The 25336-nt window shown below is 42.1% G+C and carries 30 protein-coding genes; 24 read left to right on the top strand and 6 right to left on the bottom strand.

What is annotated here, in order from left to right; genetic code table 11:
* Positions 1 to 75 precede the first annotated feature (75 nt).
* The gene (gene pyk, locus SNE25_RS03515) at positions 76 to 1512 is read right to left on the bottom strand and encodes a pyruvate kinase (protein WP_321563707.1); all 1437 of its coding nucleotides are present in this window, start codon (positions 1510 to 1512) and stop codon (positions 76 to 78) included.
* Positions 1513 to 1578: 66 nt separating this feature from the next.
* Positions 1579 to 2004, bottom strand: coding sequence for an IPExxxVDY family protein (locus SNE25_RS03510; protein ID WP_321563706.1), 426 nt, complete (start codon positions 2002 to 2004; stop codon positions 1579 to 1581).
* A gap of 148 nt (positions 2005 to 2152) precedes the next feature.
* On the opposite strand from SNE25_RS03510, the gene SNE25_RS03505 reads away from it, so the two are divergent.
* From SNE25_RS03505 to rnc, 3 genes are read left to right on the top strand one after another with little or no spacing between them, the layout of a single operon-like run.
* Positions 2153 to 2389, top strand: coding sequence for an acyl carrier protein (locus tag SNE25_RS03505; RefSeq protein ID WP_031266521.1), 237 nt, complete (start codon positions 2153 to 2155; stop codon positions 2387 to 2389).
* 19 nt (positions 2390 to 2408) lie between these two features.
* The gene (fabF, locus tag SNE25_RS03500) at positions 2409 to 3662 is read left to right on the top strand and encodes a beta-ketoacyl-ACP synthase II (protein ID WP_321563705.1); all 1254 of its coding nucleotides are present in this window, start codon (positions 2409 to 2411) and stop codon (positions 3660 to 3662) included.
* Positions 3663 to 3674: 12 nt separating this feature from the next.
* Positions 3675 to 4400 carry a ribonuclease III gene (gene rnc, locus SNE25_RS03495; protein WP_321563704.1) on the top strand — a complete coding sequence of 242 codons (726 nt, stop codon included), beginning with the start codon at positions 3675 to 3677 and terminating at the stop codon, positions 4398 to 4400.
* Here the strand turns inward: rnc and SNE25_RS03490 are convergent.
* A complete protein-coding gene (locus tag SNE25_RS03490; RefSeq protein WP_321563703.1) occupies positions 4397 to 5197 on the bottom strand; it encodes a hypothetical protein in 801 nt (266 codons plus the stop codon). The genes rnc and SNE25_RS03490 overlap by 4 nt on opposite strands.
* 237 nt (positions 5198 to 5434) lie before the next feature.
* Between SNE25_RS03490 and SNE25_RS03485 the strand changes: the two genes are divergently transcribed.
* From SNE25_RS03485 to SNE25_RS03450, 8 genes are all read left to right on the top strand, one after another.
* Positions 5435 to 6310 (top strand): YicC/YloC family endoribonuclease, encoded by an 876-nt coding sequence (locus tag SNE25_RS03485; RefSeq protein WP_321563702.1) that lies wholly within the window; start codon positions 5435 to 5437, stop codon positions 6308 to 6310.
* 82 nt (positions 6311 to 6392) lie between these two features.
* Positions 6393 to 6983, top strand: coding sequence for a guanylate kinase (gene gmk, locus SNE25_RS03480; RefSeq protein ID WP_407666983.1), 591 nt, complete (start codon positions 6393 to 6395; stop codon positions 6981 to 6983).
* A gap of 89 nt (positions 6984 to 7072) precedes the next feature.
* Positions 7073 to 7645 (top strand): nicotinate (nicotinamide) nucleotide adenylyltransferase, encoded by a 573-nt coding sequence (gene nadD / locus SNE25_RS03475; protein WP_321563701.1) that lies wholly within the window; start codon positions 7073 to 7075, stop codon positions 7643 to 7645.
* A gap of 173 nt (positions 7646 to 7818) precedes the next feature.
* Positions 7819 to 8418, top strand: coding sequence for a tRNA-(ms[2]io[6]A)-hydroxylase (miaE, locus tag SNE25_RS03470; RefSeq protein WP_321563700.1), 600 nt, complete (start codon positions 7819 to 7821; stop codon positions 8416 to 8418).
* A gap of 72 nt (positions 8419 to 8490) precedes the next feature.
* Positions 8491 to 9660: a sensor histidine kinase gene (locus SNE25_RS03465; RefSeq protein WP_321563699.1), complete on the top strand. Its 1170-nt coding sequence runs from the start codon at positions 8491 to 8493 to the stop codon at positions 9658 to 9660.
* Positions 9661 to 9666: 6 nt separating this feature from the next.
* Positions 9667 to 10368 (top strand): LytR/AlgR family response regulator transcription factor, encoded by a 702-nt coding sequence (locus tag SNE25_RS03460; RefSeq protein ID WP_321563698.1) that lies wholly within the window; start codon positions 9667 to 9669, stop codon positions 10366 to 10368.
* Positions 10369 to 10485: 117 nt separating this feature from the next.
* Positions 10486 to 11226, top strand: a complete 741-nt coding sequence (locus SNE25_RS03455) for a dioxygenase family protein (RefSeq protein WP_321563697.1) — start codon at positions 10486 to 10488, stop codon at positions 11224 to 11226.
* Between the two features lie 59 nt (positions 11227 to 11285).
* Entirely contained in the window at positions 11286 to 11819 is a 534-nt protein-coding gene (locus SNE25_RS03450; RefSeq protein WP_321563696.1) for a hypothetical protein, read from the top strand.
* A gap of 59 nt (positions 11820 to 11878) precedes the next feature.
* Here the strand turns inward: SNE25_RS03450 and SNE25_RS03445 are convergent, their stop codons facing one another.
* Together SNE25_RS03445 and SNE25_RS03440 are read right to left on the bottom strand one after the other, a co-directional pair.
* On the bottom strand, positions 11879 to 13474 hold the full coding sequence (locus SNE25_RS03445) for an FAD-dependent monooxygenase (RefSeq protein WP_321563695.1): 1596 nt from the start codon (positions 13472 to 13474) through the stop codon (positions 11879 to 11881).
* 3 nt (positions 13475 to 13477) lie between these two features.
* Positions 13478 to 14188: an SAM-dependent methyltransferase gene (locus SNE25_RS03440; RefSeq protein ID WP_321563694.1), complete on the bottom strand. Its 711-nt coding sequence runs from the start codon at positions 14186 to 14188 to the stop codon at positions 13478 to 13480.
* Positions 14189 to 14243: 55 nt separating this feature from the next.
* Here SNE25_RS03440 and SNE25_RS03435 point away from each other — a divergent pair, with 55 nt between their 5' ends.
* The 13 genes from SNE25_RS03435 (at position 14244) to SNE25_RS03375 (ending at position 24572) form a co-directional block, all read left to right on the top strand.
* On the top strand, positions 14244 to 14960 hold the full coding sequence (locus SNE25_RS03435) for a hypothetical protein (protein ID WP_321563693.1): 717 nt from the start codon (positions 14244 to 14246) through the stop codon (positions 14958 to 14960).
* 177 nt (positions 14961 to 15137) lie between these two features.
* A complete protein-coding gene (gene gcvH / locus SNE25_RS03430; protein WP_321563692.1) occupies positions 15138 to 15518 on the top strand; it encodes a glycine cleavage system protein GcvH in 381 nt (126 codons plus the stop codon).
* Complete coding sequence (locus tag SNE25_RS03425; RefSeq protein WP_321563691.1) at positions 15519 to 15914, top strand: VanZ family protein; 396 nt, start codon at positions 15519 to 15521, stop codon at positions 15912 to 15914.
* A 415-nt stretch (positions 15915 to 16329) separates the two neighbouring features.
* Positions 16330 to 16545, top strand: a complete 216-nt coding sequence (locus SNE25_RS03420) for a FeoA family protein (protein ID WP_321563690.1) — start codon at positions 16330 to 16332, stop codon at positions 16543 to 16545.
* An 11-nt stretch (positions 16546 to 16556) separates the two neighbouring features.
* On the top strand, positions 16557 to 18671 hold the full coding sequence (gene feoB, locus SNE25_RS03415; RefSeq protein ID WP_321563689.1) for a ferrous iron transport protein B: 2115 nt from the start codon (positions 16557 to 16559) through the stop codon (positions 18669 to 18671).
* Between the two features lie 255 nt (positions 18672 to 18926).
* Positions 18927 to 19538, top strand: a complete 612-nt coding sequence (locus SNE25_RS03410) for a SprT-like domain-containing protein (protein ID WP_321563688.1) — start codon at positions 18927 to 18929, stop codon at positions 19536 to 19538.
* A 157-nt stretch (positions 19539 to 19695) separates the two neighbouring features.
* Complete coding sequence (locus SNE25_RS03405) at positions 19696 to 20334, top strand: MBL fold metallo-hydrolase (RefSeq protein ID WP_321563687.1); 639 nt, start codon at positions 19696 to 19698, stop codon at positions 20332 to 20334.
* Between the two features lie 102 nt (positions 20335 to 20436).
* The gene (locus tag SNE25_RS03400; protein WP_321563686.1) at positions 20437 to 21663 is read left to right on the top strand and encodes an FtsX-like permease family protein; all 1227 of its coding nucleotides are present in this window, start codon (positions 20437 to 20439) and stop codon (positions 21661 to 21663) included.
* Between the two features lie 9 nt (positions 21664 to 21672).
* A complete protein-coding gene (locus SNE25_RS03395; protein ID WP_321563685.1) occupies positions 21673 to 22044 on the top strand; it encodes a hypothetical protein in 372 nt (123 codons plus the stop codon).
* A gap of 104 nt (positions 22045 to 22148) precedes the next feature.
* Positions 22149 to 22520, top strand: a complete 372-nt coding sequence (gene rbfA, locus SNE25_RS03390; protein WP_321563684.1) for a 30S ribosome-binding factor RbfA — start codon at positions 22149 to 22151, stop codon at positions 22518 to 22520.
* 10 nt (positions 22521 to 22530) lie between these two features.
* On the top strand, positions 22531 to 23277 hold the full coding sequence (locus SNE25_RS03385) for a peptidoglycan DD-metalloendopeptidase family protein (protein ID WP_321563683.1): 747 nt from the start codon (positions 22531 to 22533) through the stop codon (positions 23275 to 23277).
* Positions 23278 to 23344: 67 nt separating this feature from the next.
* Positions 23345 to 24025 carry a TonB family protein gene (locus SNE25_RS03380; protein WP_321563682.1) on the top strand — a complete coding sequence of 227 codons (681 nt, stop codon included), beginning with the start codon at positions 23345 to 23347 and terminating at the stop codon, positions 24023 to 24025.
* Positions 24026 to 24065: 40 nt separating this feature from the next.
* The gene (locus SNE25_RS03375) at positions 24066 to 24572 is read left to right on the top strand and encodes a hypothetical protein (protein ID WP_321563681.1); all 507 of its coding nucleotides are present in this window, start codon (positions 24066 to 24068) and stop codon (positions 24570 to 24572) included.
* Here the strand turns inward: SNE25_RS03375 and SNE25_RS03370 are convergent.
* Complete coding sequence (locus tag SNE25_RS03370) at positions 24554 to 25120, bottom strand: RNA polymerase sigma-70 factor (protein WP_321563680.1); 567 nt, start codon at positions 25118 to 25120, stop codon at positions 24554 to 24556. The two genes, SNE25_RS03375 and SNE25_RS03370, sit on opposite strands and share 19 nt — an antisense overlap.
* Positions 25121 to 25336 lie beyond the last annotated feature (216 nt).

Here is a 25336-nt window from a genome sequence, read left to right as displayed (position 1 = left end):
GAATGAGGTTATTAACAAAAAAGGCTCACCGTTACCGGCGAGCCTTTTTCCATTAAAAGTATATTTAAAATAAGGTTAGTCAATAATGCTTACTCTAAGCATATTGGTTTTGCCTTGTTTAATAATAGGTACAGCGGCAGTGTTGATCACTACGTCGCCAACTTTTATCAGATCTTCATTTTTCAGGATGTTGTTTACATCACTGATGGTTTGATCAGTGCTTTCCAGTTGGTCATAATAAAAGGCACGTACGCCCCAAACCAAACTCAAAGCATTTAACAGCTGTTTGTTCGACGTAAATATATAGGTACTTGCCTGTGGCCTGTGGCTTGATATCTGGAAAGCGGTATAACCCGATGTAGTCATGGATACAATACCAACCGCGTTGGTGTGCTGGGCCAGGTGAACAGCCGACTCACAAACCGCGTTGCTCAGATAATCTGGCGATGACGGATCGGTACCAACCACTTTAGCTGTATTAAAGCTGTAACCAAACTCCTCAACATTACGCACAATTTTTGCCATGGTTTCAATAACAATAACCGGGAACTCACCAACTGATGTTTCGCCGCTCAGCATCACCGCGTCGGCGCCGTCCAATACAGAGTTGGCTACGTCATTAACCTCTGCACGTGTTGGGCGCGGAGTAGTGATCATTGATTCCAGCATCTGGGTAGCCACAATTACCGGTTTTGAAGCCGCACGGCATTTGCTCGCGATCATTTTTTGCAGTAATGGCACTTCTTCCAAAGGCATTTCAACACCAAGGTCGCCACGGGCTACCATCACACCATCTGTAGCGGCAATAATTTCGTCGATATTATCGATGGCTTCCGGTTTTTCTACTTTAGCAATAACCTTTGCCGCTTTACCGCTCTGTGCAATAATGTGTTTCAGCTCGGTAATATCCTGTCCGGTACGCACAAATGACAAACCAATCCACTCTACATCATATTTTAAAGCGAATTGAAGGTTTATCAGGTCCTCTTCGGTTAAGCTTGGGATAGACACTTTGGTGTTTGGCAGGTTAACCCCTTTACGTGAGGTTAAAATACCACCATGCACAACCTCGCATATTACAGTATCTTTTTTGTTGGTTTCAATTACCCTTAACTGTAATTTACCATCGTCAAGCAAAATAATTTCATTAGCCTGAACATCCTGCGGAAAGGTGTCATAAGTAATGTATATCTGTTCGTCATTACCAATACACTCCTGGGTAGTAATTTTTATATGTGTTCCGTTAACCAAATGGATACCGCCATCTTTTACCAAACCAATACGAATTTTAGGGCCCTGCAAATCGGCAAGGATACCAACATTGGTTTTGTATTGTTCGTTAATTTCGCGAATGGTATCAATTACGGCTTTATGATCCTCCGGTCTTCCGTGCGAAAAATTAAGGCGGCAAACATTAACACCGGCTTTTATCATGGCTAATAAAACATCTTTTTTAGCTGATGCCGGGCCCATGGTGGCAACAATTTTGGTACGATTATAATATAGTTTCATATTGTTCGGGTTAAACTGGCTTATATTTATAATAGTGTAAAACCAACACTCTTTTTAAAATTTGCGCTAAAATAACAGATTTTCACGTGATTTTATTTTTTTCGGATCAATCTTTACGGCGGCCACAATTTCGGGTATCTTATTAATGGCCGATATCATGTTTTCAAGGTCGTCGTCATCAATGTAATTTCTGATCATTAAAAAGTAGTCGGCACTCTTAATTTCGGGCACTAAATAACCATCAGAGCCCTTATTACCAATAAAATAGAAGTCGGTTTCGGTTGTTTCCCACTGGTAATGGAACAAAGAAAACAGAACAGGCTCGGCACCCTGATAAATATCAACCGCCAGATCATTTGTTCTGGTAAAATTAAAATTTAAAGATTTGTTAATAAGGTAACAAACGCGGTAGTCCTTTAATGATGTGGTTATGGCAATAAGCACAAAATCAAAATCGATCTCAAACTTTAAAAATTTCCTGTTCAAAATCATTACTTTTACAAACGTCAAAATTACTAATCCAAACTGTTTGAATAAAATTTTGTTAACGAAATATATTGTAAAAGTTTTAGATTTGATAATTGACAGAATTTATTTTTCTTTGCACTGAATTTTTATTAATCATTAAACTATAAAGACTATGTCTGATATCGCTTCAAGAGTAAAAGCTATTATCGTAGAAAAACTGGGTGTTGACGAAAGTGAAGTTACGCCAGAAGCGAGTTTCACCAATGATCTTGGTGCCGACTCGTTAGACACCGTGGAATTAATCATGGAGTTTGAAAAAGAATTTAACGTGGCTATTCCTGACGATCAGGCTGAAACTATCGGTACTGTAGGTCAGGCTGTTGCTTACCTTGAAAAAAACGTTAAATAAGACTCCCTAACTGGATTAAATGGAGTTTAAAAGAGTTGTAGTAACCGGGCTTGGAGCACTTACTCCAATTGGCAATACAGTTTCAGAGTACTGGAACGGGTTGATCAATGGGGTAAGTGGCGCTGCCTTAATTAAAAGTTTTGATACCGAAAAGTTCAAAACGAAATTCGCATGCGAAGTAAAGAACTTTGATGCGGATGGTTTTTTGGGCCGTAAAGACGCCCGTAAATTAGATCCTTTTGTTCAATACGCCCTTTTCTCAACCGAAGAAGCTGTAAAAGATGCAGGATTAGACTTTACCAAACTGGATACCAGCCGCATAGGAGTTATCTGGGGATCTGGTATTGGTGGGTTAAAAACATTTTTAGACGAGGTTGTAAACTTTGCCAAAGGCGATGGTTCACCACGTTTTAACCCATTCTTTATCCCTAAAATGATAGCCGATATTGCCCCTGGCCATATCTCCATCAAATACGGGTTACGCGGACCAAATTTTTCAACTGTGTCTGCCTGTGCTTCATCAAACAATTCCCTTATCGATTCATTTAACTATATCCGTCTGGGTAAAGCTAATATGTTTATAAGCGGTGGTTCTGAAGCTATTATCAACGAAGCTGGCATTGGCGGCTTTAATGCTATGCATGCACTGTCAACCCGTAATGATGATCCGGCAACGGCATCACGTCCATTTGATCTGGACAGGGACGGTTTCGTGGCCGGCGAAGGTGCAGGTACTATAATTTTAGAGGAGCTGGAGCATGCAAAGGCCCGCGGCGCTAAAATTTATGCCGAAATGATGGGCGGCGGCATGAGCGCTGATGCTTACCACATGACAGCACCACACCCTGATGGGCTTGGCGCGGCATTGGTTATGAAATCGGCACTTGAAGATGCTAATCTTACTGCTGCCGACATTGATTATGTAAATGTTCACGGAACATCAACTCCAATTGGTGATCCGCAGGAAATAAAAGCTATACATGATGTTTTTGGCGAAGATATTTATCGTATAAATATCAGCTCAACCAAATCAATGACCGGCCACCTATTAGGTGCAGCGGGCGCGGTTGAAGCAATTGCATCTATACTGGCTTTAAAACATGGTATTATCCCACCAACCATTAACCATTTTACCGACGACCCTGCTTTTGACCCTAAAATAAACTTTACTTTCAATACAGCTCAAAAAAGAGATGTAAAGATTGTTCAAAGTAATGGCTTTGGTTTTGGTGGTCATAACGCTTCTGTAATATTTAAAAAGTACGAAGATTAATTTTGGTTGTGGATGCCTATAAGTCAGTTTTACAAGCTATATATATCACCCAATAGAAAGTACGTTAAGATTTTAAAGAATTTGCTCGGTTTTGTGCCGGGCAATTTGTCTTTATACCGTTTGGCATTCAGGCATAAATCGGTTGCCCAAAACGTTAAGAAAGGCGTAAAGAACAGCAACGAACGTTTGGAATTTTTGGGTGATGCGGTATTGGGCAGTGTTGTGGCCGAAGTGCTTTTTAAGTTATACCCTTATGAAGATGAGGGCTTTTTAACCGAACTACGCTCAAAAATTGTAAGCCGGGTAAATCTTAACGCCCTTGGTCGTAAGCTTGGGTTTGATAAACTGATTGAGTATGATAGCCGCATGCTCAATTCAAGCAGGCAGGGCTCTTTGCTTGGCGATGCTTTTGAGGCTTTAATAGGTGCTGTTTATTTAGACAAGGGATATGATTTTACCAAAAACTTCTTGATAAACCACATCATTAAGTCCCATATTGATATCCATAAGCTGGAGCAAACCGAAACCAATTTCAAGAGTAAATTGATTGAGCATTGTCAGCGTCATGGCCGCGATATTATTTTTGAACTGGTAACCAACCAGGATGGCGAAAGCAGCAAACTGTTTACCATACAAGCCAGCATTGATGGCGACGTCATGGGCGAAGGTAAGGAGTTCAGTAAAAAGAATGCCGAAAAACTGGCTGCCGAAAAAGCCTGCGAAGCGCTGGGTATTTAAGGCTTTTCTTTTTTCAGGGTTTCTCCCGGTTCCGACAGTCTCAGCGAGGTATCCTTTTTCTTTAAAAACGACGGAGCATTAATTCCTTCCAACGCATCCTTATCATTACTGTTTTTATAAAAGTCGTATGACTTTTGCATGTGTTTGATCAGGTCATAATCGGTCCACTGTTTCAAATCTTCGTATGAGGGTGTGTAGTAATTCATAAACTTACGGGCTGCACTATCCGTAGGCAGCTTGGTGTATTCCCTTACAAAACTAACATTGTACCGCCTGTTAATTTCGGCCTGTTCTGCCTCTCCTCTGGCAAAATTGGCAAAGCGGCGTGCCCTGCCAGGCGTTTTGCCAAAAAGCTCATATAAACCCGTAAGCGGATTCGCCAGAAACGATAATACCGGCGGCTTGCCAGCATAAAATGTACCCTGTTTACGGTAATCACCCATAATTTCGTTGAGTTCCTGCTTTTTGGTTTGCCCTAAAACCTGCACTTCATTAAGCTTTATAACTGGCTGCATATAAACCGGCATATCGCTGTTATTGAGCACAACTATTTTTTGAGGGGTAAATTCCTCTTTTGTAAAGAGCAGTGTATCGCCAGCCGAAGCTTTTACGGTAAACCAGCCAAGATCGTCGCTGATCATGAAGTTGTTTGTTTTTAAATTTTTGATCAATACCTGGCCTACACGCTCGGGTGAGCTCTTCTTGGAGATAACACCTTTAAGGGTAAATTCCTGTGCCGATGCGTTTAAAACAAAACAAAAGCAGATAATCAGAAGCAGGTAAAAGCGATAATGCATTAATACGTATATGAACGTAAAGATACCAACTGTATTTTACACCAAATGTAAAAAAGTGTTAAACTGAGCATGCCGGAAAAGCGCGGAGCTGTCTGGTATACAACATATCCAGAACAGTTATGATCCTGATATTTCGAATTTCGGCAACTCAACTTCCCCAATTTTACTCTTTTTAGCTTTCGGCCTCCCCCAACTTTCCGCGTTTCCCACTTTACGACTAAAAACATATCTTTGCACATGATAAAATCCATGACAGGGTATGGAATTGCCAGTTTTGATTCAGGTAATACAAAATATACCGTTGAGATCAAATCCCTGAACAGTAAATTCCTCGAACTATCACTTCGCCTGCCCAAAATATTTTCTGAAAAAGAATTTCAGCTGCGCAATGATTGCAGCAAGCAGATTGAGCGTGGTAAAGTTAATTTATCTATCAACGTAGAACAGGTGAATGCCGCAGTAAAAGCCGCCGGCATTGATAAGGTTTTGCTAAAACAATATTACCAGCAGCTTAAGGATGTAAGCGAAGAGCTAAACGAGCCTGCGGCAAACCTGCTGGAACTTGCACTAGGTTTACCCGAAGTGGTTAAATATGACGATGAAACCCTGTCTGAAGATGAGTGGAAACTCGTTGAAAAAACATTTCAGCAGGCATTGGCTGCATTTCAGCAGTTTAGGGCCGATGAAGGCAATGTATTGGAGAACGACCTGAAATACCGTATAGGCATCATCCTAAAAAACCTCGAACTGGTTGAGGTTGAAGACCCTAAACGTATACCGCTGATACGCGAAAGGCTTAATACTTTTTTAAACGAAGCTGCCAGCCGCGAGGCTATTGATCAGAACCGTTTTGAGCAGGAGCTGATTTACTACATAGACAAGCTTGATATTACCGAAGAAAAAATACGGCTTAAAACACATTGCGAATATTTTATTGAAACCTTGAAAAATGCTGATGCGAACGGCAAGAAACTTGGTTTTATATCACAGGAAATAGGCCGTGAGATAAATACCCTGGGCTCAAAAGCCAATGATGCCAATATCCAGAAACTGGTTGTAGGCATGAAAGAAGAGCTTGAAAAAATTAAAGAACAACTGTTAAACGTATTATAGTTTACTGGTTCATTGGCTCAATAGTTCATTGGTTTTCATGCTGATGAGAGCTGTACCAATGAACTAATAAGCAAATGAACTAATGAACCCAATGACCCCAGAAGGTAAACTCATTATATTTTCGGCCCCCTCCGGCGCCGGTAAAACTACCATAGTACACCACCTGCTTAGCAAAATGCCTGAGCTGGAGTTTTCTATTTCAGCCACCACACGCGAGCGTCGGGGAGAGGAGGTACATGAAAAAGACTATTATTTTATAAGTAAAGAGGAGTTTTTGCACCGCATTGCAAAAAAGCAGTTTGTTGAGTTTGAGGAGGTTTACACTGGTACCTTTTATGGTACGCTTCGCACCGAAATTGAACGTATTTGGGAAAAGGGTAAAACCGTGATATTTGATATAGACGTAGAAGGCGGCATGCACCTTAAACGTAAATATGACGGCCAGGCCCTGGCTATATTTGTACAGCCCCCATCATTAGAAGTATTGATTGAACGTCTTACCGGCAGAGGTACTGATAGCCCCGAAAAACTGCAGGAACGCTTTATAAAAGCCGAAAAAGAACTAAAATACGCCCCGCAGTTTGATATTATCCTTAAAAATTACGATCTTCAAACGGCTTGCAAAGAAGCCGAAAAACTGGTAAAAGATTTTATTAGCCCCCCAGCCCCCTAAAGGGGGAGTTTTGAATAACTCATTCAGAACAGGGGCCCTACAAAAAACACTTTAATTACTTCCCCCTTCAGGGGGTCAAGGGGCACAATATGAAAATAGGCTTACTGTTTGGGTCATTTAATCCCATACATATAGGGCATCTTATTATTGCTAATTACATGGCCAACCATACAACACTTGATAAGGTTTGGCTGGTGGTGTCGCCGCAAAATCCGCTTAAAAAATATGGCGACCTGATCAATACTTATGATCGCCTCGAAATGGCTAAGCTGGCTACAGACAACGCCACTAATATTGCCGTAAGCGATGTGGAGTTGAGGTTGCCGCAACCTTCATACACTATTGATACGCTTACCCATCTCAAAGAGAAATATCCCGAGCATGAATTTGCCCTTATCATGGGGTCTGACAATCTGGGCACATTGCATAAGTGGAAAAACTACAAGCTGATATTACGCGACTACAAAATATTTGTTTACCCGCGCCCCGGATATGAAAACGCCGAACTGGCCGATCATCCATCAGTTACCATCACCATGACCCCGCAGATGGAATTATCGGCCACATTTATCCGTAAATCCATCGCCGAAAAAAAGAATGTACAATATTTTGTACCCGACGCGGTATTGAATTTTATTGAAAACAAGAGCTTGTACAGATAGGTTAAAGGTTTTACGGTTATCGATCAGTCGGATTAACCTTCTCTTTCGCTTTTTACCCTCCTGACTATCTTTCCTCCTACCTTTCACATCTTGCCTCCCTTTTTACCTTTCGCCTTTACCATTTCACCTCTTAAATACTTTACCTTTCGCCTCCTTAAGCTATCTTTGCTTCTGTGAGCGAAAAAATCATACTTAAACTGCAGCTGCCTACCGACCCGCTTTGGGTTAAAAATGTTGTGGAAAGCAATATTGAGGAGCTTTTGACCGATCATGCTTTTTGCGAGCAAAAGGCAGCAAGCAATGCTATTACCCTTATTGTGCAAAACCCCAACCTGTCAGACCTGGTGCAGGAAATGGCGCTGTTGGTTCAGGAAGAGATGGACCATTTTAAACGTGTGCATGACATTATTATAGCACGCGGCTTTGTGCTGGGTCGCGAGCGTAAGGACAATTACGTGAATGAGCTTCGCAAATTTATTATTATAGGAGGCGGCCGCGAAGCCCAGCTGATTGACCGTTTACTGTTTTCTGCCATGATTGAGGCACGTAGCTGCGAGCGTTTTAAGGTACTATCTGAAAACATAAATGATGCTTACTTGTCTGACTTTTACCACGAACTCATGGTGAGCGAGGCTACACACTACGCCACATTTATTCGCCTGGCCAAAAAGTACGCCGAAGAAATTGATGTAGACAAACGCTGGAAAGAGTTTTTAGAATATGAAGCCGGTGTTATACAAAATTATGGCAAAAGCGAAACCATACACGGATAATTCATCCATACAAAACGGCAAATTACCGATACCTTTTTTTATTACCGGTTTTGAATGCGTTACTTTATATATATGTCGCGCTTTAGAGCATTTTCGGTAATTATACATATTGCAGGCTGGCTGCTGTTCATGGCTTTCCCGGTGGTATTCTTGAACAGCCGCGGGCAGGACACTCCAACCTGGTCATTACTGCAAAAACACAGTTACTGGATGTTTGGCTATACTTACGCTTTTCTGTTTTACAGCAATGCCTATTACTTTATACCCGAGTTTTTCTTAAAAAAGAAATATGCAGTTTACGCCATCATAGTACTACTGTTGCTTACCGGCGTTTATTATTTACGGCCGTTTGATAAGCTGCTGCACAGCGCCGGCAACCGGAGATACAATCCGGCCATGAGTCAGCCATCACCTTTTGCTCCTCCTCCTGCCGGCAACCATGAACTAGGGACACCGCCGCAGGGCGATAAATTTTCTAACGGTGGAGCTCAGCAACCGCCACCTAATGCTATGCGCTGGGGCAATGGCAGGCCTCCTTTCAGGCGTAACCGGCCGCTCGACAGCACCAGCTTATTCATTTTTATCATGATTATGGCCCTAAGCACCGCCATTAAAACCGTGCAGCAATGGCAGCTTACCGAACGGCGCGCGGCCCAGGCCGAGGCCGACAAAACCAGCGCGGAGCTTTCTTTTTTAAAAGCGCAGATCAATCCGCATTTTTTGTTCAATACGCTTAACAATATTTATACCCTGGCTGTTACCAAAGATGACCATGCCGCAGATAGTATCATGAAACTATCAAACATTATGCGCTATGTAACCGATGACGTGACTGATGATTTTGTGCCCTTGCAAAGTGAGATTGACTGTATAAGCGATTATATTGAACTGCAGCGGCTGCGGATTGGTAACAATACAACCGTTAATTTTACTGTGGAGGGCAAAATAGATGGCAAAAAGATAACGCCACTGGTATTAATGACCTTTGTTGAAAATGTATTTAAGTATGGTATAAGTAAACATGAACAATCGGTCATTGATATTAACATCCGCACCAGCAACTCGGATATTTTATTCTTTTGCAAAAACCGGGTATTTGCAACACGCACCGAAAACCAACGTACGGGTATCGGCATCAAAAACACACGGCAGCGTTTAAACCACCTGTACCCGGGCAGGCATTTATTAAATATTTGGAACGAAAACGATCAGCATTCCGTTCAGCTTATTTTACAAACTTAACCTCCTATGGTACTTAGATGCATAGCCATTGATGACGAGCCGCTGGCGCTAAGGCTGATCAGCGAATATGTATCGCGTTTCCCGGCCCTGCAATTAACAAAAACATTTGATGATGCCATATCCGGCGCTGAATTTCTGAAAAGCAAACCTGTTGATCTGCTTTTTATTGATATCAACATGCCCGATATTACCGGGATCGACCTTGTGCGCTCACTTGAGGTAAAGCCGATGGTGATATTTACCACCGCTTACAAAAACTTTGCCTACGAAGGGTTTGAGCTCGAAGCCCTCGACTATATTTTAAAACCCATCGACTTTAAGCGTTTTGAAAAAGCCGTTGAAAAAGCTATTGATTACTACCGCTACAAAAACAACACTACACCAGAACAGCCCGAGGAAAGCCTGTATGTTTACTCAGAATATCGCATGGTAAAAATTGAACTTAACGCCATAGAGTATATTGAAAGCATGGAAGATTATATCAAGATACATGTTGCCAATGCCAAAACTGTGCTTACCCTCATGCCTTTAAAAAAGGTGCTCGAAAAATTACCTGCTGATAAGTTTCAGCGGATCCACCGCAGTTATATTGTACCTGTTAACAAGATCCGCTCTATCCAGAACCGTAAAGTAAAACTCACCGATGTAGAGCTACCTGTAAGTGAAAGTTATTATGATGTTATCCGCAACTGGATGAAATTCAGATGAAAACTTTGCATTTATCGGCACAAAATACCCGTTTACCGATACAACTCTTTAGCTGATACAGGCCGCCCCTACATTTACATTAATTAATAAAACGAATTATTAATTAATGTAAATGATATGGAACGTAAACGCTTTCTCCGCACTTTCGCGGTAGCCGCAGCAGCGGGGCCAATGCTTATTGAGGCCTGCAAAAAAGATTCAGCATCGGGTACAACTGATAGTACAAGTACCTCTACCACATCAACCAATGGCAGTACCTGTACAGTTACCCCTACAGAAACAGAGGGCCCTTACCCCTACGTAGGCGGCGAAATAACCAATCCGCTAAACAGGGCCAATGTTACAGACGGTCAAACCGGAGTGCCTTTGTCTGTAAACTTCCTGGTGGTTAACACTAATAATAACTGTAACGTGGTAACCGGCGCGCGTGTTGATATATGGCATTGCAATAAAGACGGTTACTATTCAGGCTATGGTAACCAGCCGGGTTTACTGGGTACTAAAAGTTACCTCGGTGAAACATGGTTACGCGGCTATTTAGTTACCGATAGTGCGGGGCTGGCCAAATTCACCACTATTTATCCGGGCTGGTATGGCGGCCGCGCTACGCATATACACATGGAAGTTTTTGTGAATAACGTACTGAAAAAAGTATCGCAGCTAACTTTTTCTGAGGCTATATCTGATGTGGTGCATGTTTCGTCATTGTATGCCTCTCATGGGGTAAACCCCACCCGCAACGCCAGCGACAGCGTTTTTGGCGACTCCACAACCGATCTGGCCAACGAAACTTTGGCGCTAACCGGTAGCGTTTCGGAAGGGTACTCCGGCACATTTACTTTAGGCATTGCACTTTAAGGTTAGGTCCGCAAATGCAAATTCAAAACTCATTACTGATCACCCAAAACTAAAACAACATGGCACTTATAAAATTAGCTTATAAACAAATCATCGATATGGCTGCACAGGGAAGTTTTGAACAAGCTGTGCTCATGGCCTCTTACCAGGAATTTTTGTTAAAAATGCAGACTTACAATCCCGGCCGAAAGTTTAAAACGTTTACAGCATTAAAAGCCCATGATGGGCGTGCCAATTCGCTGCATTATAAACTGGGGTTTTCAGTTGGCCATTTTATACAGAAACTGGACAACAAGATTCCGGGGTTAACGGATAACCTGGGCAAGCCCGTCCTGTTCGAGATGCCGGAATTTGAATTGCTCGAATCAAGCATTGATGATATATCCGCACACCGTATTGCCATAACTTATAACACGGGCACCCTTACGCTGGTTAACCAGCTGGCCGATTTTATGATACTGGCCGAGGGTGATGTATCTGAAAAAATTGTAGTCGATACTTTTGTGTTAAAAATGCAGCCGGGACTTTCTATAACAAGTTATCAGCTACATCAACCGGAGCCTTTATTTGAAGATCTTTTTAAACAAGCTTAACTAACTTCTTTTTTCATAAGGTCAGGTTGGCGTCTGTGTGTTTACATGCAGGCGCTTTTTTATTTGTTAAAGCCTACCACATTCTGTAAATAATTATCCATCATATCAATATCAACGATATCGTTAATAAAGCCTATGTGCATATCCGGGCGAATAATAAGTGCCAGCTTTTTCTTTTCTTTAACACCAAAGGCATCAAATACATGCTGGTTCCTGGACGACGGCGGCAGATAGAAAAAGTTTAGATTAGCCGGATAATTCTGAGTGATCCATTTAGCTAAGGTGAACAGATCAAGCTCCTGTAATTTACCTAATGTTATTATAGTGAATCCTGGCTTGCTGCACCACTCATGCAGATCGGTTTCCTGCTTCTTTTTCTCGTCAAACACCTTCAGGTAAGGCAGCCTGTCGCCGGCTTTTATGGGCGAGTGGTGGCTCAGATGTAAGTTAATCTGGCTGTCCCTGTAAGATATACCAATCTGCGATATCTTTTTAAAAAACATATCCCTCAACGCTGGTTTGCTCCACGCATTTTTCAATAGTCCTGGCAGCATCCATTTCTTAAACAAGCCCACAAGCCAGTTGCGCGACAGGATCATTTTAAAAATACGGTCGGTAGTATTCAGCACCATTTTGGCAACCGGCATTCGCTCCGCGGCGTAGCTATCCAAAATTGTTTCCTTTAGCTGGTTATTCACCACCCCGGCCAGTTTCCAGGCCAGGTTATAGGCATCCTGCAAACCAGTGTTCATGCCCTGCGCTCCTGCCGGCGAATGGATATGCGCGGCATCGCCAATTAAAAAGCATCGCCCTTGTTTAAATTTATCGGCCATGCGGTGGTGCAGGTGGTAATCAGTAAACCAGTTGGTTTGCTCAACCTCGATGCTTGTACCGGTTATGTCATTTAAATACGGCAGTATTTTTTCTATAGTAAGATCCTTCTTCCCGCTGAATTCGTCGGGCAGCTGACCAACAATACGGTAACATTGCTCTTCGGGCATCGGGAAAAAAGCGTTAAATCCTTTTTTTGATAAAAACAGGTTAACGCGATCGCCAAAATCATTGGTCATTTTAACATCGGCCAGATAAAACTGATGCTGGTAAGTATCGCCATTAAAAGGCAGCTGTAATTGTTTACGAACTGTGCTATGAGCGCCATCGGCACCTATCAGCCAGTCAGTAGTAATAGTTTGAGTTTCGTCGCCGGTTTGTAGCTGCGCTGTTACCTTTCCCGCATCCTGCTGAACTGATAACAGCGAGGTATTCCAATAAACCGGGCAGCAATTGAGTGTTAAAAAATCAAGCAGCAAGCGTTCGTTCTTACTTTGCTGATAAAGCAATACAAATGGAAATGCCGTTTGTCCCTCGCCCACATTATTTAATGATAAGGCTGCCACTTCGGCTCCGTTCTGATTAAAAACTACTCCGGCAGCTTGTTTGCCGCCTTTAATTACGGTGTCAATAACGCCCATTTGCCGGTAAATTTCCAGTGAACGAGCCTGTACCCCCAATGCTTTCGACTGGTTGGTCGGCCCTTGTTTAATATCAATTACTATCGGCTGTATACCATAACGCAACAACTGCGCGGCCATCATCAAGCCCGAAGGCCCAGCCCCCACTATCAATACGCTGGTATGTTGCTGCGTAATGGTCACTTGTTATTGATGGAATAATAAAAATATGGTTGGTCGTTTATGCAGCTCGGGCACTTTTTTTTGCCACTCGGCAATGGATTTGGTTTGCACAAATTCGGTAGCCGAGGTTAAGTCGCAGGCTATGCAAAGTTTTGTTTTAGGATTAGCTGTTTTCAGTATCTCTTCCAGCATAGGGTTATTACGGAAGGGGGTTTCAATAAATAGTTGTGTTTGATCAAGCTTAATAGCCTGGCTTTCCAACTCTTTGATCTTTTTGCTGCGCTGCACCTTATCAATAGGCAGGTAACCATGAAAGGTAAAGCTTTGACCGTTAAAACCCGATGCCATAAGCGCCAGCAAAATAGAGCTCGGGCCCACCAGCGGAACCACTTTTATACCCATACGGTGGGCTTTGTCCACAATTTCGGCACCCGGATCGGCAATGCCGGGGCAGCCTGCCTCGCTCATCAGGCCCACATCATTACCAGCCTGCAGGCCTTTAAAAAAATCGGCCTTACCCATATCACGATTATGCTTACTGTAATCGTGTATAATGAGTTCACTTTGCGGGGTTTTTAGTCCGGCCAATTTCAAAAACTTGCGGGCCGTTTTCTCATTTTCCACAATATACTCCTTAATGCTGTTAATGGTATCAACCAGGTAAGGGGTAAATGATTGCGCGGCCGCTTCTTCGGCAATGGGCACTGGTATTAAATAAAGGGTTCCATAGGGCATATTGCAAAGTTGGTGTTTTTTGTTTAATTTAAGCTATTGAAAGGAACCTGAAAAAATGAGTTCGTTAGGTGTAAACTGGTTTATTGAAGGATATATTGACTTTGAGCACAAAAAATATGTGCTGCTCAGTTATTTGCAGGAAATTAACCGCCACTTTGATAAAAGCAGGCTATACCCTAACCTGGCCGACCTGATATTTCATTATAACAACCTGATAGATTTTAAAAAGAATAAAACAGTGCTGCAGCAGGGTTTTCCGCAGCGCCTGAGCCAGGCCGATATTGACGCTGTAAAACTCACCTACCAAAAAATCATACAGGATGATCAAAGCATGCAGGAAATTGAGCAGATCATCGCCTACGCACTCGCCCAGATGAACCCGGCCATACAAACCGGTAAAGAGATATATGACTTTGTAGAGAGCCAACTTAATATCGACCCTGTTGGCATTATACCGCTGATGCCTTATCATGGTTATTTCTCGCTGCATAATGGCCGCGAACGCACCAATCTGATATACGAATACCAGCTTACTATTTTTGAAGGTAAGGACGATAAGTACAGGGGCATTAATGTATCATTTATTGATACTTACGAACATAGCATAACCAACACCCCCGAAGCCATAAAGCTGGGCCTGATAAACCGCAACAAGTTTTTACCTAATCCCGCGGTATATTATGTTCACAGCGATATTACCTTCCCGCTGGAACAAACCTTATTGCCCGTGGCAAAAAGGAGCCTGGTAAAGTACATTTCAAAAGCGGCGTAAAAGTCTGCGCGGTCATCCCGAACTTGTTTCGGGATCTCACATAATTGTTCTAATCAGGGCGCATAACTTGCAGGTGGGATGCCGAAATAAATTCGGCATGACATAATGGGTTAATAAATCTTAAAATATTGTGATAGCCTAAAGTTTTATTATTTTTGAACACATAAAATCAACAACATGAATTTCCCCGCTGAATTAAAATACACCAAAGACCACGAATGGATAAGAGTTGAAGGCAATGATGCTTACGTGGGCATTACCGAATTTGCACAGGGCGAATTAGGTGATATTGTTTACATTGATGTTGCATCCTTAGGGAAAGAGGTTGGCAAAGACGAGGTTTTTGGCACTGTTGAGGCTGTAAAAACAGTATCTGACCTGTTTATGCCGGTTGCCGGAACTGTTACCGAAGTTAACCCCGCTTTAAACAGCCAGCCCGAGTTGGTAAATACCGATCCATATGGTGAAGGCTGGATGGTTAAGATCACCCTTGCTGATGCAGGCGATGTGAATTCATTGCTATCGGCCGACGATTATAAAACGGTTATCGGTGTTTAAATGAAGCTATTCTTAAAATATCACGGGCTCACTATTTTGTGGGCCTTATTTGTTTTTATCATGTGCTCAGCCGATTTAGGCGACGTTGGTGATTCGCCTATGTTTTTTGCGGGTTTTGATAAACTTACACATACCGGATTCTTTTTTACGTTGATAGTACTTTTTTGTAATGGAATTATAAGGCAACAAAAGCCCCGGTCGTTCTCGTATAAACAGGCAGTTTTAGTTACGATAGTTGCTATTTTTTTTGGTGGGCTGATTGAAATTCTTCAGCTCACCATTTTTACCTGGCGCAGCGCTGACTGGAGCGACATGTTTGCAGATACCCTGGGTACTTGTATGGGCATTTTTAGTGTGATGGTAACAATGGGAGCAATTGGTTATGGCAAAAAGTAAATTGATGGTTTTTGTGGGAGTGATAGTTTTAATGAGCCTTACCTCCTGCGGCATATTCAAAAAAGGATGCGGCTGCCCGCATTTTGGGAAAGTGAAAACGCCGAATATGAAGATGATTGGTTAATCTTCATTTATCCGTTCGTAAATCGGAAAAATAAAAAATTGTCATTGCGAGGAGGAACAACAAAGCAATCGCGAACTATGTATATTTGCCCTGTAAAGTATGCGATTGCCACGTTGCGCTCGCAATGACATATAAAATATAATCGAAAGAAATTTTGAATGTGCCACCACATTATTTGTCACATTAAAACAACATTCCCTTGTTACATTTCCATATTTGCAAATTACCCCTGCCGCGTTATTTGGATTTAATATAAATAAGATTACATTTGCTGTGGTTTAAAATTATACGATGACACTTTCACAACTTGAAGTAGGCGAAAAAGGAATTGTTAAGGAATTTACTGATCTGGAAATGTCGGTAAAGCTGATGGAAATGGGTTGCCTGCCAGGCGAGGAAATAAGAATTTCACGTATTGCCCCCCTTGGCGATCCTATAGCCATACACGTTTCGGGCTACCAGTTAAGTCTGCGTAAATTTGAAGCCTCCACCATTATTTTGCAGTAGTTTTGTAACAATTGAAAGCCGATATAAGAGTTGCACTTGTAGGAAATCCAAACACCGGTAAATCAACTCTCTTTAATATTTTAACCGGTCTTAATCAAAAAATAGGAAACTTTCCGGGGGTTACTGTTGATAAAAAAACAGGCTTTTGCCAGCTGCCCGACGGGCGCACCGCCGAAATCATTGACCTGCCCGGTACCTACAGCATCTATCCAAAAAGCAAAGACGAATCTATCGTATTTTCGGTATTGGCCGATAAAGCCAAAAGCCTGGTGCCCGATCTGATAGTTGTAATACTTGATGCATCCAACCTTAAGCGTAACCTGCTGCTTTATACCCAGATTGCCGATTTAAAAATACCCGTTGTGATTGCTTTAAACATGATAGACGTGTCTGAAAAGGCAGGTATCAAAATTGATGTCGACCTGTTTTCCAAAAAATTAGGAGTGCCGGTAGTACCTATTTCAGCGCGCAAGATCATGGGGATTGATCAGCTAAAAAGCACCATTGCGTACGCTAATAAAATAGCCTTGCAGCAGGATACCATTGATGTTGAGGTTATAGCCCCACAAATTATAGCGCAGATTAAGGACGACCTAAAAATTGATAACCCCTATTTTGCCCTGCAGCTTGCACACCAGCACGAAACGGTTAGTTACTTGTCGACCGAAGAAAGCGACCGTATTGAAAACCTGGAACGGGAGTTTTCATTCCACTCGCAAAAGGCACAGGCTACAGAGACCATTGCCCGATACAACTTTATTAATGACCTGCTTTATGACACCGTTAAAAAGCCCGAAACGGCACACGATGAAACAGTAAGCAATAAAATTGATAAGATACTTACCCACAAAATATTTGGCTTTGTAATTTTCTTTGCCATACTATTATTTATATTCCAGGCTATTTTTTCATGGTCGGCATACCCCATGTCGCTTATTGAGGATCTGTTTATCTGGCTGCAAAGCATAGTGAGCAAAACCTTACCTGCCGGCCCGCTGGTTAGTTTACTGAGCGATGGCGTACTGGCCGGGTTAAGTGGCGTTATGGTATTTATACCGCAGATAGCCATATTATTTGCCCTCATATCCATACTGGAAGATACCGGCTATATGTCGCGCGTTACCTTTATGATGGATAAGGTGATGCGTAAGGTTGGCCTCAATGGTAAATCGGTTGTACCACTCATTGGCGGCTTTGCCTGCGCGGTACCATCGATCATGAGTACCCGAAATATCGAGAACTGGAAAGACAGGATGATCACCATTATGGTTACCCCGCTGGTGGCCTGTTCTGCACGTTTACCTGTTTATACACTGCTTATAGCGCTGGTTGTTCCCAACCGTAATGTATGGTGGATATTTAACTTGCAAGGACTGGCGCTTACCGCTATGTACCTGCTTAGCATTGTATCGGCAGTGCTGGTAGCCTTTGTAATGAAATTTATTTTAAAGGCCCGCGAACGCGGTTACTTTATCATGGAGTTGCCGGTGTATCGTATGCCCCGCTGGAAAAATGTGGGTTTCACCATGTATGACCGTTCCAAAACATTTGTACTGCAGGCCGGTAAGGTAATCATTGCCGTTTCCATTATACTTTGGGTTCTAAAATCTTACGCTCCCGGCGATACCTTTGCGCGTATTGACCAAAAATACAGCCAATCTCAATACACCAAAACAATGACTCCTGATAGCCTGAACAAGGTGATAGCATCAGAAAAGCTGGAGACTTCCTATGCCGGGGTATTTGGTCACGTGATTGAGCCGGTGATTAAGCCTCTTGGCTTCGACTGGAAAATAGGCATAGCACTCATCAGTTCCTTTGCCGCCCGCGAGGTTTTTGTGGGGACCATGGCCACCATTTACAGCGTGGAGGGCGATGCCGACAAAATGGAATCGGTACAGCAAAAAATGCATAGTGCAACCAAACCTGATACCGGGCAGCCTGTTTTTACACTGGCTGTAGCATTCTCGCTCATGATGTTTTATGCCTTTGCCATGCAATGCGCCAGTACCGTGGCAGTAGTATACCGCGAAACCAAAAACTGGCGTTGGCCCGCTGCGCAGTTCGCTTACATGACAGCACTGGCGTATACCGCCAGCTTTATCGTCTATCATCTATTGAAGTAACTTACGGTAATGCTCCGTGGGAGCTACCTATTTGTAGTAATACATCTTTCAGGCAGGTTTGCTCCGTAGGTGCAATCCATAGGTAACGCGATTATCAACCTTTAGGATAACCCCCTCCGGGGGCAAAATAAAATTTCACCCCTTGCTACCACAAACAGGTATCCCCTATGGGGCAACTAATCATTTGACAGACAGATAGCACAACCGTTGTAAATTTACAAAGCCAAAATCCTTATATTTGTGTTGAGGTAAACATTGGATAAAGTAAAAGTTTTAGAAAGGTATCTTCCGCCAGACGCGGCCCCCCTGATTGGCCGCTGGATTGATTACTTTAAATGCGAATTCAAAATTTCGCGCAACCGCGGTACCAAATTTGGCGACTACCGTTCGCCTCATGGTGGTAAAGGTCACCGTATTTCTGTCAATTATGATTTAAACCCTTATGCTTTCCTGGTAACTACAGTGCATGAATTCGCGCACCTGCATACCTGGAATGAATACAAGCACAAGGCAAAGCCGCATGGCACGGAATGGAAAAGTAATTTCAAAAAAATGATGCAGCCTTTTTTTGAAAAGGATATTTTTCCGCACGACATTAAACACGCCATTACCAGCTATTTAAATAACCCTGCGGCCTCCAGCTGTTCAGATCTTAACCTGTACCGTTCCCTGCGCAAATATGACGCTCCGAAAGAATCGATGCTCACCGTAGAAAAAGTACCTTTCAAAGCCCTGTTCAAAATAAAAGGCGATCGCGTTTTCCGTAAGGAAGAACAATTGCGCAAGCGTTTTAAATGTGTGGAGGTTGCCACCAAACGGGTTTATTTATTTAGCCCGGTTGCTGAGGTGGAATTGGTGCAGGATTAGTTGTGAACTTGGATTTCGGATGTTCGATTTCGGATTTATTTGTCTAATCCTTGATTATATCGGATTAAATAATTATCAGCTTTACCATATACTGTGAAGGTAAATCCGAAATCGAACATCCGAAATCCGAATTCAATTAAATCCTTACTTTTGCAGCATGGCAAAAGTTAAATCATTTATAAATAACCCCTATCAGGAAAATACCTATATTTTATATGATGAAATTGGCGAATGTGTAATTATTGATCCGGGCATGTACACCGCTTCTGAACAAAATGCGGTAACTAATTTTATCAGGGATAATAATTTAAAACCTGTAGCACTGCTCAACACTCATTGCCATATAGATCATGTACTGGGTAATAAATTTATATTTGACAAATACGGACTAAAACCACAGTTTCACATGGGCGAGTCGGAAGTGCTGGCGGCTGTTGTGGCTTATGCCCCCCAAATGGGTATCCGTTATGAAGTATCCCCCATGCCTGACATGTACCTCCCCGAAACAGGGAGCATACAATTTGGTAATACCACGCTCCAATTAATATTCGCGCCCGGGCATTCACCTGCCCATTTATGTTTTTATGATGAGGAAGCCAATATTTTAATTGGCGGCGATGTATTGTTCAGGCTGAGTATTGGTCGCACCGATTTGCCTGGTGGTAATTTCAGCACACTGATAGATAATATCGAAACCAAACTATTCGCCCTGCCCGATGACTGTACGGTTTATCCCGGTCACGGCCCCGAAACCACTATTGGTTACGAAAAACAAAACAATCCTTTTTTAACTTAAGTTGTACGTGAATACGTTCGAATAAATAAGATAATTTTTAATAATTTACAGATCAAAAGAAACGTGTAACGCAGCACGTTCAACATAAAAATCCCCAACTAATTGAATACCTCGGTATATATAGCTAAGCGGTACCTGTTCTCGGGCAAAAAAATGCATGCCATCAATATTATTTCAGGCATATCTATGCTCGGGGTTTTAATTGGCAGCGCGGCCCTTATCATTATTTTATCGGTGTTTAACGGTTTCGAAAAGGTAATACTTTCGTTGTATAGCAATTTTACACCCGAAATAAAGATAGAAACCCGCCGGGGTAAAACTTTTGACCCGAACATACCTTATTTCAATGCCTTACACAGGGATGCCCGCATAATATCCTATACGCAGGTACTGGAGGAAAAAGTACTGATCAGGTATGGCGACAAGCCTTTTTTGGGAACAATCAAGGGTGTAAGCGATGATTTTTTAAAAAATAAGCAGCTTGACAGCACCGTTTCAAACGGGTCATTTACCCTTAAAAGCAATAAACAAATGTTTGCAGTAGTTGGCTCAACCATACAGGGCAATCTGGGTATCAATGTGCACGACAATCTTACGCCTTTGCAAATATATTCGCCAAGGCGTGGCATCATCAGCTCGGCCAATCCGTTGGATGAATTTGTGGTACGGTCCATTAACGTATCGGGCGTTTTTGCCATACAGCAGGAATTTGATGATATCCTGGTAACCCCAATTGAATTTGCCCGCGATCTGCTCGATCAGCCTAAAGAAGTATCATCCATTGAACTAACTTATAAAAGAGGTACCGATTTAACCTCGGTTCAAAAGGACATAGAACAGGCTGTCGGCAGCAAGTACACTGTAAAAAACCGCAAGGAGCAAAATACCGAGCTGTACAAAACACTGAACTACGAGCGCTGGTCGATATTTATGATACTGACCTTTGTGCTGATCATAGCAATATTTAATATCATTGGTTCGTTAACCATGCTGGTGATAGACAAACGACAGGACATTGCCATTTTAAGCAGCCTTGGGGCCAACAAGCAAACTATACAAGGCATTTTCTTTTTTGAAGGGATGATGATATCGTTAATTGGCTGTGTGGCAGGTGTTTTATTGGGACTCGTCTTCTGCCTTTTACAGCAGCATTATGGCTGGATTAAAATGGGTGCGCAAATGTCGGTAATTGATGCTTACCCTATTGACCTGGATATTGCCAATTTTGGATTGGTATTTTTAACAGTAGGCGCCATATCTGTGGTGGCATCAGGGATAAGCGCGCGTTTAAGTATTAAAGGGTTGGACGAAATCAAACAGGATTTGTAAATTTGTTGTATGAGGATTAGGTATATTAAATATTTCGCATTCTTACTTGTTTTAATTGCTGCGTGCTCATGTAACACCAAATCATCTAAGACTGATCAGCCGGTAGTTTATAAAGGTTTATATAGCTTTGGCCCCGAAATAAAATCATTTAAAGACTGCGACAGCGGGCGTGAGTTTTGGGTAGCCGACAGTTCGGCTCAATTGGAATTACAGTACTCACAACTAAATTTCGAAAAACCTTACGAGCCTGTTTACGTTGAAGTAGAGGGCATTAAATCAAAATCGGGCAAGGAAGGTATGGGATCTGAATATGACAGCACCCTTGTGGTAAAAAAAGTTATAAAAATAACAAAAGAGATACCCCAGGACATGTGTAATTAATATTTATTATTAATAGCTTTAATTATTAAATAACGCCTGCATTTTCAGCCGTTCAAAACCAAATAAATAAAACTCATCTGCCACTGTGGCGTTAATTAACTATTATGGAATCAAAACGTCAGCAAAAATTTGCCGGAGTAATACAGCAGGATCTGGCCGCTATATTTCAGCGCGAGGGCATTAATTATTTGCCAAATACACTGGTAACTATCACTAAAGTACGCGTAACACCAGACTTAGCCATTGCCCGTATATTTTTAAGCTTTTTTGGCAACAACAACCTGCAACTGGCCCTGCAAACCATTAAATCGCACGCTTCCGAAATCAGGTATAAACTCGGCGCCCGCATTAAGGACCAGGTAAGGATCATCCCTCAGCTGGAATTTTTTGTTGACGATACCAGTGAGTATGTGGAGCGCATGGATAAGATCTTTGAAAAAATAAGCAAAGAAGAACGGCAGCCCGATACTGAATAAAACTATCCGGATGGACCGCCATATTTTTTTAGAAAACTTTATCAACAATAATCCCGAAGCCATTGGCAAGGTAGTTGATTTTGATGCCGGCACCGACCGGCTTTTTTCATTTGATTTTACCGCAGCCAGTACCGAACTAACTACAGCCATTATTGCTGATACGCAAAAGTTTAGTGATTGGGTAAACAACAAACTAAAGACTAACAATTGCAGGTACGGCATTGGCGGCTATATGGAACACCGAACCATATATGCTGTGAGCCCGCATTTTGATACGGATGATGAACCCCGGCGCCTGCACCTCGGAGTTGACATTTGGGGTGATGCCGGTACTCCTGTTTATACCCCCCTTGAAGGTACGGTACACAGTTTTCAGGACAATGGTAACCTGGGCGACTACGGTCCGGCCATTATATTACAGCATGATCTCGATGGCTTAACGCTGTATAGCCTTTACGGTCACCTGAGCCGCAAAAGTCTGAAAGGCTTAACTGTTGGTATGTTGGTAAGTAAAAATCAGCAAATAGGCACGTTGGGCAATAATCAGGAAAACGGTCAATGGCCGCCACACCTGCATTTCCAGCTTATGTTTGATATGGAAGGCAAGTATGGCGATTATCCCGGCGTATGTCGGTACTCAGAAAAGGAAAAATATCGTTTGAATGTCCCTGATCCGGGATTGGTATTAAAGTTTTCGTGGTTCAAATTTAGACGTCGGGCTAAATCTGTGTCTATCCTAACCATTATTAAGCCTTAGCGTACTGTTAATCGGAAACATCCTTTTTGTTAAACTTTTTATCCGTTTTATTGTCGATATTTATAGTATGATAAAGCGCTGGTTCATAGGTACTATAGTATTGCTGTTATTGGCTTTTACCGCGTTTGCCCAGCAACCGGTTTTTAAAGGCGGACAGCAGGCGCTTACTAATTTTTTAAAGATCAAAATAGTTTATCCCGAATATTCAAGGCAAAATTGTATTTCTGGTACTATTGATGTGGCCTTCCGGCTCGATAAGGATGGTCGTGTAACCAACGCTGCCGTGCAACGTGGCCTGGGTATTGATTTGGACGATGAAGCGTTGCGGGTAATAAAACTCACATCGGGCCAATGGACAGTTCCTTCAGATTATAACGTAACCACCAATCTTGTACAGCCCATCCAGTTTGATCCGGAGCCAACCCGCTGTGCGTCTGTTAACGCAACCAACATGCAAGCCGCTATTGACGATTATAAGAAACGGCAGGAGCTGGAAAACGCAGTAACCAATTATTACATCAATAAATACAAAGGCAAGGCCGATCTCTCAAAGGAATCATACATCCTGGCGCTCAAAAAACAATTGGGTTTTGATGACGACCTGATAAATGATTTACTGAAGCAAGCCAATGAAAAACTAAAACAAGGTGATAATGACAGCGCCTGCACCGACTGGAATTTTATCCATAACATTGGTAGCGACAAAGCCGATAGTTTTATCACAAAATATTGCGGCAGTCTCCAATAAATCTGCACTTTTAATTGGTGAAGTTTTTTTACATTTCCTCATGATGCAAAACGAGCAGCAGTTACGCAAAAGAGTAAAAACCTGGGTTATTGTATTTATTATCGGCCTGGTATTAAGCGGGGTTACCGCATTTCCTATTGAAACAGAGCTTTCATTTTTCGCCGCGCATGTGCAAAGCTTTCCGGCCTTCATGCAGCCCTGGATCATGAAGATCTACATGGCTGTAAAAATCACCAACCAAAATTATCCTTATTTAAGCTATGGTACCGACTGGCTGGCATTCGGCCACCTGGTTATAGCTACGGTATTTATCGGCCCTTTGAGAGATCCTGTAAAAAACATCTGGATAATTGAGTTTGGCATGATTGCCTGTGTTATGGTATTCCCGCTGGCTTTTATCGCGGGGCCAATAAGGGGTATCCCTGTTTACTGGCGGTTTATTGATTGCTGCTTTGGCATCTTTGGTATTATACCGCTTTACATTTGCTATCGCGATATCAAGAAACTGGAGCAAATAGTGCCTTCTTCTTATAAAAACAGCATATAGGTAACATGCTTTAAAGTTTTCCTGAGCTTTTCAAGAGCTATGCTTACCTGCCGTTCAACCGTTTTAGGCGATATATTCAACTGACCGGCAATTTCTTTATATTTCATATCGCTGAAGCGGCTCAGCATAAAAATTTCGCGGCATTTTTCGGGCAGCGTGTTTATAGCATCATTTATCTGCCTGGCAAGCTCCTTCTCCTCATACCCATCTTCAACGGCACTGCGTACTTCATCAAAAAGATTATTCTTTTCGAGATAGGAAACGTACAGATTTTCGATCTTTTGATGTTTCAAATAATTAAGGCTCCGGTTTTGCACCATCTTAAAAAGATACGAGCTTACCGATGTTGAAAAAGTAAGCTCATGCCCCTTTTCCCATAGCAGTGCAAAAACATCAGCAACAATTTCTTCGGCGACAGAAAGGTCATTTATAAACCGGTTCGAAAAAAGCGTAAGACGGGTATAGTGAAGTTTAAATAAAACTTCAAATGCCCGGGCATCGCCCTGAGTAAGTTTTGTAATCAGTATATCGTTGTTTTTGGTAATCATTTATTCATGCTCAATCAAAAATGAAGTACTTTTTAAAAAACTTTAACAAGTTAAGCAAAAAAAATATCTGCTTCAAATTTAATATGGAAATAATGATAAAGTAATTATAAAATATTTGGCATAGTGTAAATCTCACACAATTAATTGGGTCATTTATTGCACATTTCAAAATAATTAAAAAAATATTTTCTTCGGCTTTGAGGGTAAGCGGTTTTT

Source organism: Mucilaginibacter sabulilitoris, assembly GCF_034262375.1.
GTDB lineage: Bacteria > Bacteroidota > Bacteroidia > Sphingobacteriales > Sphingobacteriaceae > Mucilaginibacter > Mucilaginibacter sabulilitoris.
This window is presented reverse-complemented; position numbering and strand designations above follow the sequence as displayed.

Coding starts and splice junctions, on each gene's coding strand:
- pyk (WP_321563707.1), bottom strand. CDS start 1,512: ATGAAACTATATTATAATCGTACCAAAATTGTTGCCACCATGGGCCCG.
- SNE25_RS03510 (WP_321563706.1), bottom strand. CDS start 2,004: ATGATTTTGAACAGGAAATTTTTAAAGTTTGAGATCGATTTTGATTTT.
- SNE25_RS03505 (WP_031266521.1), top strand. CDS start 2,153: ATGTCTGATATCGCTTCAAGAGTAAAAGCTATTATCGTAGAAAAACTG.
- fabF (WP_321563705.1), top strand. CDS start 2,409: ATGGAGTTTAAAAGAGTTGTAGTAACCGGGCTTGGAGCACTTACTCCA.
- rnc (WP_321563704.1), top strand. CDS start 3,675: ATGCCTATAAGTCAGTTTTACAAGCTATATATATCACCCAATAGAAAG.
- SNE25_RS03490 (WP_321563703.1), bottom strand. CDS start 5,197: ATGCATTATCGCTTTTACCTGCTTCTGATTATCTGCTTTTGTTTTGTT.
- SNE25_RS03485 (WP_321563702.1), top strand. CDS start 5,435: ATGATAAAATCCATGACAGGGTATGGAATTGCCAGTTTTGATTCAGGT.
- gmk (WP_407666983.1), top strand. CDS start 6,393: ATGAACCCAATGACCCCAGAAGGTAAACTCATTATATTTTCGGCCCCC.
- nadD (WP_321563701.1), top strand. CDS start 7,073: ATGAAAATAGGCTTACTGTTTGGGTCATTTAATCCCATACATATAGGG.
- SNE25_RS03465 (WP_321563699.1), top strand. CDS start 8,491: ATGTCGCGCTTTAGAGCATTTTCGGTAATTATACATATTGCAGGCTGG.
- SNE25_RS03460 (WP_321563698.1), top strand. CDS start 9,667: ATGGTACTTAGATGCATAGCCATTGATGACGAGCCGCTGGCGCTAAGG.
- SNE25_RS03455 (WP_321563697.1), top strand. CDS start 10,486: ATGGAACGTAAACGCTTTCTCCGCACTTTCGCGGTAGCCGCAGCAGCG.
- SNE25_RS03450 (WP_321563696.1), top strand. CDS start 11,286: ATGGCACTTATAAAATTAGCTTATAAACAAATCATCGATATGGCTGCA.
- SNE25_RS03440 (WP_321563694.1), bottom strand. CDS start 14,188: ATGCCCTATGGAACCCTTTATTTAATACCAGTGCCCATTGCCGAAGAA.
- SNE25_RS03435 (WP_321563693.1), top strand. CDS start 14,244: ATGAGTTCGTTAGGTGTAAACTGGTTTATTGAAGGATATATTGACTTT.
- gcvH (WP_321563692.1), top strand. CDS start 15,138: ATGAATTTCCCCGCTGAATTAAAATACACCAAAGACCACGAATGGATA.
- SNE25_RS03425 (WP_321563691.1), top strand. CDS start 15,519: ATGAAGCTATTCTTAAAATATCACGGGCTCACTATTTTGTGGGCCTTA.
- SNE25_RS03420 (WP_321563690.1), top strand. CDS start 16,330: ATGACACTTTCACAACTTGAAGTAGGCGAAAAAGGAATTGTTAAGGAA.
- SNE25_RS03405 (WP_321563687.1), top strand. CDS start 19,696: ATGGCAAAAGTTAAATCATTTATAAATAACCCCTATCAGGAAAATACC.
- SNE25_RS03395 (WP_321563685.1), top strand. CDS start 21,673: ATGAGGATTAGGTATATTAAATATTTCGCATTCTTACTTGTTTTAATT.
- rbfA (WP_321563684.1), top strand. CDS start 22,149: ATGGAATCAAAACGTCAGCAAAAATTTGCCGGAGTAATACAGCAGGAT.
- SNE25_RS03385 (WP_321563683.1), top strand. CDS start 22,531: ATGGACCGCCATATTTTTTTAGAAAACTTTATCAACAATAATCCCGAA.
- SNE25_RS03380 (WP_321563682.1), top strand. CDS start 23,345: ATGATAAAGCGCTGGTTCATAGGTACTATAGTATTGCTGTTATTGGCT.
- SNE25_RS03375 (WP_321563681.1), top strand. CDS start 24,066: ATGATGCAAAACGAGCAGCAGTTACGCAAAAGAGTAAAAACCTGGGTT.
- SNE25_RS03370 (WP_321563680.1), bottom strand. CDS start 25,120: ATGATTACCAAAAACAACGATATACTGATTACAAAACTTACTCAGGGC.